The sequence below is a fragment of the Rhodovulum sp. genome, assembly GCF_011048875.1.
GTDB lineage: Bacteria > Pseudomonadota > Alphaproteobacteria > Rhodobacterales > Rhodobacteraceae > Rhodovulum > Rhodovulum tesquicola.
The window spans coordinates 1-9446 of record NZ_DSDD01000173.1 but is presented as its reverse complement, the minus strand read 5'-3'; the positions used below and the strand labels follow the sequence as shown (position 1 = coordinate 9446).

Here is a 9446-nt window from a genome sequence, read left to right as displayed (position 1 = left end):
CGCCATGGCTTCCGTGCGCGCATGGCCACCAAGGCCGGCCGCAAGATCCTGAATGCCCGCCGCGCCCGTGGCCGCAAGCGGCTGAGCGCGTAAGACACGCGCCGGCCAGTCCGGAGACAATGATACCGCCGGGGGCGAACTTGGCAGGCGAAACGCCGGGGGCCACGCAAGCGCTCCAGGCGGCTTCATCTTCTCCGCAGGTGCTGCGCAAGCGCGCCGATTTCCTGCGTGCCGCCCGCGCCCTGCGGCAGTCCATGCCCGGCTTCACCCTTCAGGCCCGCGAACGCGCCGAGGGCGAGGCAGACGGGGTCCGCATCGGTTTCACCTGCTCGAAGAAGGTCGGTAACGCCGTGGCCCGCAACCGCGCCAAGCGTCGCTTGCGCGAGATCGCCCGGCTGGTGCTGCCCGTGCATGGACGCGCGGGCTGGGACTACGTCCTGATCGGCCGGCCCGAGATCACCGCCAGTCGCGATTTCGCCGCGATGCAGGCCGACCTGAAACGCGCGCTGGCCAAGGTGCATGGGGGCGCCCGATGACCCCGCTGGCCCGCCTGGTCGCGCTGCCGATCCGGGCCTATCGGTTGTTCCTCAGCCCCTGGATCGGGTCCAACTGCCGGTTCCAGCCGACCTGCTCGGCCTATGCGCTGGAGGCGCTGGAAAAGCACGGCGCGATCAAGGGCGGCGCCATGGCGGCCTGGCGCATCCTGCGCTGCAATCCCTGGGGCGGCTGCGGCTATGATCCGGTGCCCGAACCGAAGGACAAGGCGCAAGACGACTGAGGCTTAGGGCCGGAGCGCCAGATTGCCCCGGCTGGTGGGTGGCCGGGTCGGGAATTCGTGCCGGTCCATCACGCCCTGAACGGTCAGGAACACGTCCTGCGGGAAATGGGCATCCTCGAAATACCAGCTATGCGCGACATTCGGTTGATCGCCCAGCATGTCCTTGTGACGGTCGAAGTAATCGCCGCAATAGAGGTTCACGGCCTTCTCGGGCCGCCGATCGGGCAGGCCGATCCTCCCCGCTCGTGGCGAGACCCCGATCCGCTTGATGTTCGACAGCGACAGCACGTTGTCAAAGGGGTAGAAGTGGTTCGTCAGCCGGACGCAGTGGCGATAGAGCGACGAGCTTTTCGGATTGCCGTCCACCAGCGACGCGGCCGACACGTCGGCGCCGACCAGCATGACCTGGCCGACAGAACAGCTATGCGCGGCGACCGCTGGCCGGTCGTCGGCATCGTCGAACGCCTCGCGCACGACGTAGCAGCCCATGGAATGGGCCAGAAGATGCAGGTTGATCCGGCAATCGGGCCGCTGCAGCGCCGCGAAGGAGGCGATGCCCTTGTCCACCAAGCGGAGCGCGATCTTCTTGGCATCGGTCCGGTCTTCGAGATAGTTCAGCGCATTGTCCGCGCTGGGCCAGTCGAAGCTGACCACGACGCCCCCGAAGCCATGCGCCTCGAGCTCCTTGCGGATCTTGCGGTGGCGGGCCGGCATCGTGGTCTGGCTGTTGTTGTAGCCATGCACATATATCACGATATCGCCCGACGGGTGGCCCCCGAAGGTGCCGGATTTCGCCTCTTCCTGCACGCTCGCGAACCAGTCGCGCTTGGTGATCCGCTGCGCGGGGTCGGGGGCGGCGACGGTCTGGGGCACCGCGAGGAAATGGCTGGCCCCGGGTTCCGAGCCAAAGGCGCCGCGGCGGATGTTGCGCACACTGAAGACGTAATCCGTGATCTCTGCGCTCCCTTGGCCCGCATCGACGCACCAGGTTTCGCCTCGAAGCTGCGAATCGCAAAGGACTTTACGCGCGGCCCTGCGCTTGCGATATGGCGGCAAGGCCCTTGGGAACCCGCGCCATGCTTGACGATGCCGAAGACGACATCCACCCGCTTTTCGCCGGTGCGCCCTCGACGACCGAGTTCAGGAAGCTGCGCAAGCGGATCGTGCGCCAGACCCGCGAGGCGATCGACCAATATGGCATGATCGAACGCGGCGCGCGCTGGCTGGTCTGCCTCTCGGGCGGCAAGGACAGTTTTACCCTGCTGGCCGCGCTTCACGAGTTGCAGTGGCGCGGGCTGTTGCCGGTGGACCTGCTGGCGTGCAATCTCGATCAGGGCCAGCCGGGCTTTCCGGCGACCGTCCTGCCCGAGTTCCTGACCCGGATGGGGGTGCCGCACCGGATCGACTATCGCGACACCTATTCCATCGTGATGGACAAGGTGCCCGAAGGCCGGACCTATTGTGCGCTGTGTTCGCGGCTGCGGCGCGGTCATCTTTACCGGATCGCGCGCGAGGAGGGCTGTTCGGCCATCGTGCTGGGCCACCACCGCGACGACATCCTGGAAACCTTTTTCATGAACCTTTTCCATGGCTCGCGGCTGGCCACGATGCCACCGAAGCTGGTGAACGAGGAGGGCGACCTGTTCGTCTATCGCCCGCTGGCCCATGTCGCCGAGGCCGATTGTGACCGTTTCGTTCGGGCGATGAACTACCCCGTGATCCCCTGCAATCTGTGCGGCAGCCAGGACGGGTTGCAACGGATGCAGGTGAAGGCGCTGCTGGACCAGTGGGAAAGAAACCATCCTGGCCGTCGGCAGAAGATGTTCCGCGCGCTGATGAACGCGCGGCCCTCACATCTGCTTGACCCGGCACTGTTCGATTTCGCCGGTCTGACGCGCCCCGCGCCCGGCGCTGACGGGGATGCGCCCACGCCCTGACGGCGCGCCCGGACGGACGGGCGGAATCCGGGTATTTTTACCAGGAAGAAGCACCGGCGCGCCGTCTTTCGCCTCCCGCGGCCCGGGCTCTACGCAAGGGCGAAGCAGGCACCATGTGTCGGGAAAACAACTTGACCTTGCCCGGTGCAATCTGTTGAACCACCCACACCTCCAAAGGACAGGGCGGCGGTCTCCCATGGACGAACAAGGCAAGAACCTTCTTCTCGCGACGGCGTTGAGCTTTCTGGTGATCCTGCTGTGGTACACCGTCGGCCCCAAGGTCGTGCCGGACTGGTTCCCCGAACCCGACCCCGTGGCCCAGGACAGCGGCGCGGCCGCCCCGGGCACCCCCTCGGCGGAAAGCGCGGCACCCGGCATGGCGCTGACACCGCCCGCCGCCACCACCGGCGAGGCTCTGCCCTCATCCGCCGCCGAAGCCGCGCCCGCGCCGGGCTCGGACGTGCGGCGCCTGGAGATCGACACGCCGCGGCTGACCGGCTCGATCTCGCTTCTGGGCGGGCGGATCGACGAACTGGCGCTGAAGGATTACAACGAGACAATCGACCCGGGCTCGGAGATTGTCGGGTTGCTGTCGCCGGTGGGCAGCGCACAGCCCTATTACGCGCTGCACGGCTGGGCGCCTGCGGGCCAACTGACCTATGAGCAGGTGCCGGGCGCCAATACCGAGTGGCAGGTCGAGAGCGGCCAGACGCTGGGCGTGGGCCGGCCCGTGACGCTGGTCTGGGACAACGGTGCCGGGCTGGTCTTCCGCCGCACGATCAGCCTGGACGAGGATTACCTGTTCACCGTCACCCAGAGTGTCGAGAACAGCACACCCGAGACCGTGCGCCTTGCCCCTTATGGCATCGTCGCCCGCCATGGTCGGCCGGACACGATCGGTTTCTTCATCCTGCACGAGGGCGTGGTGCGCCAGACCGACAACGAGTTGTCGGAGCTGAAATACAAGAAGCTGGTCGACCTGTCCTTCATGGACCGCGAGGCCGCGCGCGCCGAGATCGTCCCGGTCGAGCAGAACGGCTGGATCGGCTTCACCGACAAGTACTGGATGACGACGCTGATCCCGCAGCCGGGCCAGCCATTCAACTCGGTCGTGAAATATGTCGACGGTGCGGATATCTACCAGGTGGAAACGAGGATGCCTCTGGTCACCCTTGCCCCGGGCGAAAGCGCGACGTCGGAATCGATGCTCTTCGCCGGTGCCAAGGAATGGGAGACGATCCGCCGCTACGAGCGCGAACTGGGCATCTACCGTTTCATCGACTCGATCGACTGGGGCTGGTTCTTCTTCTTCACCAAGCCGATCTTCTGGCTCCTGCACTGGCTGCATGTCAGCCTCTTGCAGATGAGCATTCCCGGCGCGATGGGCTGGGCGATCATCGCGCTGACAGTCATCATCAAGGCGGCGCTGCTGCCGCTCGCCTACAAGTCCTATACCTCGATGGCGAAGATGAAGGAACTTCAGCCGAAGATGGAGGAGATCAAGGAGCGCGTGGGCGACGACCGCCAGAAACTCCAGATGGAGATGATGGCGCTCTACAAGAAGGAGAAGGTGAACCCGGCGGCGGGCTGTCTGCCGCTGCTGGTGCAGATCCCGATCTTCTTCTCGCTCTACAAGGTGATCTTCGTCACGATCGAGTTGCGGCATGCGCCCTGGATCGGCTGGATCAAGGACCTCTCGGCGCCTGACCCGTCCTCGGTCTTCAACCTGTTCGGGCTGTTGCCCTGGGATGCGCCTGTGCCCGGTTCGATCATGGCCCTGGTCTTCGTCGGCATCCTGCCGATCATCTTCGGCATCTCGATGTGGTTGCAGCAGAAGCTGAACCCGACGCCGACCGATGCGACACAGGCCATGGTCTTTGCCTGGTTGCCCTGGATCTTCATGTTCATGCTGGGCGGCTTTGCCTCGGGTCTGATCATCTACTGGATCGCGAACAACCTGATCACCTTCATCCAGCAATACGCGATCATGCGCAGCCACGGCTACAAGCCGGACGTGTTCGGCAATATCCGGGCGAGCTTCCGGAAGAAATCCGCGACAGGCAAGAAATGATCGCCCGCCTCGCGCAGATCTGGCGCCATCCCGTCAAGGGGCACGGGGCCGAGATGCTCGAGGCGGTCAGACTGGAGGCGGGCCGCGCCCTGCCCTGGGACCGGGAATGGGCGGTGGCACATGAGGCGGCCCGGACGGACGGAACGACCTGGGCGCCCTGTGCGAATTTCTCGCGCGGGGCTAAGGCGCCGGAACTGATGGCGATCATGGCGCGGCTGGACGAGGCGGCGGAAATCGTGACGCTGAGCCACCCGGCACGGCCCGATCTGACGTTTTTCCCCGACCGCGAGGAAGCGGCCTTGCTCGACTGGGTCGCGCCGCTGATGCCCGCGGACCGCGCGGCTCCGGCGCGAATCGTGCGGGTGCCGGGGCGGGGGATGACGGATACCGATTTCCCCTCGGTCAGCATCCTCGGCCTGGCCTCGCTGTGCGCCTTGTCGGACGCGGTGGGCCAGCCGCTCGATCCGCGGCGGTTTCGCGGGAATTTCTGGATCGAGGGGCTTGCCCCCTGGGAGGAGTTCGACTGGATCGGCCGGCGGCTGCGTCTGGGTGAGGCAGAGCTTGAGGTTTGCGAGCGGATCGGGCGCTGCATGGCAACCAGCGTGAACCCCGAGACCGGCAAGCGCGACGCCGACACGCTGGGTGCGCTGGAACGCCATTGGGGCCATACCGATCTGGGCGTCTATGCACGGGTCGTCACGGGCGGCCGCGTGGCGCTGGGCGACCAGGTGGAGCAGGTCTGATGGCCCCCGATCCGAACCGGCTGTACCCGATGGCGGCGGCACCCGCCGTCACCTTCCTGCGCCCGCTGGCCGAGCGGCCGGCCAATGTCGCCGTGGGCCGCTATGCCTATTACGACGACCGCCATCGAACCGGCGATTTCTTCGACCGCAACGTGCTGCATCATTTCGATTTCGTCGGTGACCGGCTGGTGATCGGCGAGTTCGTCGCCATTGCCCGTGGCGTGCAGATCCACATGAATGGCGGCACGCATGCGATGTCGGGCTTTTCCACCTATCCGTTCAACATCTTCGGCGGCGGCCGGGAACAGGGCTTCGACCCCACGACATGGGAGGCCGAGAACCGCGGCGACACCGTGATCGGCCCCGATGTCTGGATCGGAACCGAGGCGCGCCTGATGCCGGGCGTGACCATCGGCGCGGGCGCGATCATGGCCGCGGGGGCGGTTGTCGCCGCCGATGTGCGGCCCTATGCCGTGGTCGCGGGGAACCCCGCGCGCGAGGTGCGGCGCCGCTTCGACGACGCCACCATCGCGCGGCTTCTGGCCATCGCGTGGTGGGACTGGCCAACCGACAGGATCGACCGAAACCTGAACGCCATCTGCGGCAGCGACCTCGCCGCGCTGGAGACCGCACAATGACCGCGTTGCCCTTTCCGCTGGCCCCCGAGCCCGATGCCGAAACCGCCGAGCGCGGGCGCAAGTTGTTCGCCGGGCCGGTCGAGTTCCTGAAGGGCGTCGTCGCGATGGACGGCTTGCCGCCTGCCGACCGGACAGAGATCTGTTTCGCGGGCCGCTCGAATGTCGGCAAGTCGAGCCTGATCAACGCGCTGACGGGCCGCAAGGCGCTGGCGCGGGCCTCGAACACGCCCGGCCGCACGCAGGAGATCAACTATTTCACGCTGGGCGAGCGACATTACCTGGTGGACCTGCCCGGCTATGGCTATGCCGAGGCGCCGGTGGCGGTGGTCGAGAAATGGCAGCGGCTGCTGAAAGCCTATCTGGCCGGGCGCCAGACGCTGCGCCGCGCCTTCGTGCTGATCGACACGCGCCACGGGGTCAAGGCGGTGGACGAGGAGATCCTGCGGCTGCTGGACGGGGCGGCGGTGACCTTTCAGGTGGTGATGACCAAGGCCGACAAGGTCCGGGAAGCTGACCGCGCGAAGGTGCTGGACCAGGTGCGCGCCGCGCTGGCCCGCCACCCGGCGGCCTTTCCCGAAATCGTGCTGACCTCGTCGGAAAAGGGCGACGGCATCGCCACGCTGCGCGGGATCATCGCAGGCATCGGCTGAGGCCACCGGCCTCAGACATGCTGCCCGGCATTCACCTCGATCTCGGTTCCGGTGACATAGCTCGACTCGTCGGAGCAGAGGAAATGGATCACGCTTGCGACCTCTTCGGGCTGGCCCAGGCGCCGCAGCGGCAGGGTTTCGACGATCTTCTCGGTGCCGGGGCTCAGGATCGAGGTATCGACCTCGCCCGGCGCGATGGCATTCACCTGAACGCCCAGCGGCCCGAAATCATGCGCCATCTCGCGGGTCAGCGCGGCCAGCGCCGCCTTGGACGTGGCATAGGCCGCGCCTGCGAACGGATGCACCCGGCTGCCCGCGATCGAGGTCACGTTCACCACCGCACCCTTCGCCGCGACAAGTTCATCCTGCAACCCGCGTGCCAGCGCGATCGAGGCGAAGAAGTTCACGTTGAACACATGGCCCCAGATGCGCAGGTCGGTTTCAAGCGTGTTCATCCGCCCGCCACCCTCGGCCTTGGGCGATATGCCGGCATTGTTGACCAGGGCGTGCAGCTTGCCCTCGGGCAGCTTGTCGCGGATCACCTCGATGGCGCGTCTGGTCGCGGCCGCGTCGGCCAGGTCGATCTGGATGTGGTTCTCGGCCCCGCCGGGCCAGGGGCAGCGCGGATCGAAGGGCTGGCGTGAACAGGTCAGAACCCGCCAGCCCTCGGCCGAGAAGCGTTTCACGGTGGCATGCCCGATGCCCCGACTGGCGCCGGTCAGAAGCAGGATTCTCTGGCTCATCGCGCGTTCCTTCCTTGAGGGGCCACCCTACGCAGGCGCGACGAAAAGACAATCGCCCTTGGCGTGCGGGCCCGGGCGGGATAACAGATGCGCCCAGAGGCCCGACCCGAGAGATGAGAAAACAGACCACCATGAATCGCGACTGGATCGCCACCGCCCGGACGCTGTCCGAGGCGCTCCCCTATCTGCAGCGCTATACCGGCGCCATCGTCGTGATCAAGTTCGGCGGCCATGCCATGGGCGACGATGCCGAGATGGAAAGTTTCGCGCGCGACGTTGTGCTGATGCGCCAGGTCGGCGTGAACCCGGTGGTCGTGCATGGCGGCGGGCCGATGATCAACGAGATGCTGGCGAAACTGGGCGTGCAGTCCGAGTTCGTGCGCGGCAAGCGGGTGACCGATGCCGCCACCGTCGAAGTGGTGGAAATGGTGCTGTCGGGCCGCGTGAACAAACGGATCGTGCAGGCGATCAACGATCAGGGCGGCCGTGCGGTGGGCCTGTCGGGCAAGGATGGCGGGCTGATGCTCTGCGATCAGACCGACGTCGCGCTGGGGTTCGTCGGCAGCCCGTCCGAGGTGAACCCCCGCGTGCTGCACAGCCTGTTCGAGGCGGGCATGATCCCGGTCGTCGCGCCGATCGGTGCGGGCCGTGCGGGGGAGACCTTCAACGTCAACGGCGACACCGCGGCGGGGGCCATCGCCGCCGCGCTCAAGGCCGACCGGCTGCTCTTGCTGACCGATGTGGCGGGGGTCAAGGATGCGGGCGACAAGGTGGTGACGGAACTGACGCCCGACCATATCCGCGCGCTGACCGAAGAAGGCGTGATCGCGGGCGGCATGATCCCCAAGACGGAAACCGCGCTGGCGGCCATCGAGGGCGGCGTGCGGGCGGTGGTCATCCTGGACGGGCGGGCCCCCAATGCCTGCCTTCTGGAACTTTTCACCGATCACGGTGCGGGATCGCTGATCCGCGCGCCGCGTCAAACGGGCTAGGCGGGTGGACCAGGCTGTGACAGGATGCCCCCAACCGACGAGCAGCAAGACGGCCCGCCGATGACACTGCGCCTGATCCTGGTCCGCCATGCGAAATCGAGTTGGGATGATCCGGGGCAGGACGACCATGACCGTCCGCTGAACGCCCGTGGCCGGGCGGCTGCACCCCGGATCGCCGAGTGGCTGGCCGCACGCGGGCATGTCCCGGCAGAAGTCGTCGCCTCGACCGCGCGGCGCACGGTCGAAACCTGGGAGCTGATGGCGCCTGCGCTGGGCGAATGTACCGTGATGCGGCGCGATCCCGCGCTGTATCACGCACATGCCCGACGGATGCTGGAGGTTCTGAGGCATTGCGCGGCTTCGCCGGTGCTGATGCTGGGGCACAATCCCGGCATCGGGGAGTTTGCCGGGCGGTTGTTGCGGAAGGCGCCGGAAAGCCAGCGTTTTAAGACCTATCCGACCTGCGCGACACTGGTGGCCGAGTTCGATGCCGGGGATTGGAGCGATGTCGCCTTCGGCACCGGCCGGGTGGTGGACTTCGTGACGCCGCGCGACATCGCGTCCTGACCCGGCTGGGCGGTGCGCCTCAGTCGGCGCCGCCGGGATTGCCGGTGAAGGTGATCGTCGCATCCTCGTCCCGCGCGATGAACTGGCAGGCCAGCCGGTAGCGGGGCGGCATGTCGCGCACCTCGGCGTCCTCGATCTCTTGCGCGATCAGCATGCCGAGCTGGGTGAGCGTCAGTTTTTCCTTGTCCGTCAACGTGATCGCCTTTTTCCGCTCGGGCGCGTCATGGCTGACCTCGATCAGGCAGGAGCCGCAATTGTCGTTGCGGAATTCGAAGGGGATCGGGATCCGGTTTTCCTCGGCGAGGGCGAGGATTGCCATGTCACGTT

13 protein-coding genes are annotated in these 9446 nt (G+C 66.7%); 10 read left to right on the top strand and 3 right to left on the bottom strand.

The features are described from left to right. The 3 genes from rpmH to yidD form a co-directional block, all read left to right on the top strand. Positions 1-93: 50S ribosomal protein L34 (gene rpmH / locus ENN83_RS06060; RefSeq protein ID WP_287185229.1), on the top strand; the 93-nt coding region annotated here is incomplete at its 5' end. 26 nt (positions 94-119) lie between these two features. Then, positions 120-536, top strand: a complete 417-nt coding sequence (gene rnpA / locus ENN83_RS06055) for a ribonuclease P protein component (protein ID WP_287185228.1) — start codon at positions 120-122, stop codon at positions 534-536. Further along, the gene (gene yidD / locus ENN83_RS06050) at positions 533-778 is read left to right on the top strand and encodes a membrane protein insertion efficiency factor YidD (RefSeq protein WP_287185227.1); all 246 of its coding nucleotides are present in this window, start codon (positions 533-535) and stop codon (positions 776-778) included. Before rnpA ends, yidD begins: the two co-directional genes overlap by 4 nt. Positions 779-781: 3 nt before the next feature. On the opposite strand, the gene ENN83_RS06045 is transcribed toward yidD, so the two are convergent. Next, a complete protein-coding gene (locus tag ENN83_RS06045; protein WP_287185226.1) occupies positions 782-1711 on the bottom strand; it encodes an alpha/beta hydrolase in 930 nt (309 codons plus the stop codon). A 143-nt stretch (positions 1712-1854) separates the two neighbouring features. Here ENN83_RS06045 and ttcA point away from each other — a divergent pair, with 143 nt between their 5' ends. From ttcA to yihA, 5 genes are all read left to right on the top strand, one after another. Next, positions 1855-2715 carry a tRNA 2-thiocytidine(32) synthetase TtcA gene (gene ttcA, locus ENN83_RS06040; protein WP_287185225.1) on the top strand — a complete coding sequence of 287 codons (861 nt, stop codon included), beginning with the start codon at positions 1855-1857 and terminating at the stop codon, positions 2713-2715. Positions 2716-2911: 196 nt separating this feature from the next. Beyond that, complete coding sequence (gene yidC, locus ENN83_RS06035) at positions 2912-4786, top strand: membrane protein insertase YidC (RefSeq protein WP_287185223.1); 1875 nt, start codon at positions 2912-2914, stop codon at positions 4784-4786. Then, positions 4783-5529, top strand: coding sequence for an MOSC domain-containing protein (locus ENN83_RS06030; protein ID WP_287185221.1), 747 nt, complete (start codon positions 4783-4785; stop codon positions 5527-5529). The genes yidC and ENN83_RS06030 overlap by 4 nt, the downstream gene beginning before the upstream one ends. Further along, positions 5529-6167, top strand: a complete 639-nt coding sequence (locus tag ENN83_RS06025) for a CatB-related O-acetyltransferase (protein ID WP_287185219.1) — start codon at positions 5529-5531, stop codon at positions 6165-6167. The genes ENN83_RS06030 and ENN83_RS06025 overlap by 1 nt, the downstream gene beginning before the upstream one ends. After that, positions 6164-6817, top strand: a complete 654-nt coding sequence (gene yihA, locus ENN83_RS06020; RefSeq protein WP_287185215.1) for a ribosome biogenesis GTP-binding protein YihA/YsxC — start codon at positions 6164-6166, stop codon at positions 6815-6817. The genes ENN83_RS06025 and yihA overlap by 4 nt, the downstream gene beginning before the upstream one ends. Positions 6818-6828: 11 nt before the next feature. Here the strand turns inward: yihA and ENN83_RS06015 are convergent, their stop codons facing one another. After that, positions 6829-7560 carry an SDR family NAD(P)-dependent oxidoreductase gene (locus ENN83_RS06015; RefSeq protein ID WP_287185213.1) on the bottom strand — a complete coding sequence of 244 codons (732 nt, stop codon included), beginning with the start codon at positions 7558-7560 and terminating at the stop codon, positions 6829-6831. A 113-nt stretch (positions 7561-7673) separates the two neighbouring features. Here ENN83_RS06015 and argB point away from each other — a divergent pair, with 113 nt between their 5' ends. Together argB and ENN83_RS06005 are read left to right on the top strand one after the other, a co-directional pair. Then, positions 7674-8552 carry an acetylglutamate kinase gene (gene argB, locus ENN83_RS06010; protein ID WP_287185210.1) on the top strand — a complete coding sequence of 293 codons (879 nt, stop codon included), beginning with the start codon at positions 7674-7676 and terminating at the stop codon, positions 8550-8552. Between the two features lie 60 nt (positions 8553-8612). Then, entirely contained in the window at positions 8613-9119 is a 507-nt protein-coding gene (locus ENN83_RS06005; RefSeq protein WP_287185207.1) for a SixA phosphatase family protein, read from the top strand. A gap of 19 nt (positions 9120-9138) precedes the next feature. Here the strand turns inward: ENN83_RS06005 and ENN83_RS06000 are convergent. Next, a partial coding sequence (locus tag ENN83_RS06000) for a 2Fe-2S iron-sulfur cluster binding domain-containing protein (RefSeq protein WP_287185205.1) occupies positions 9139-9446 on the bottom strand: 308 nt, incomplete at its 5' end.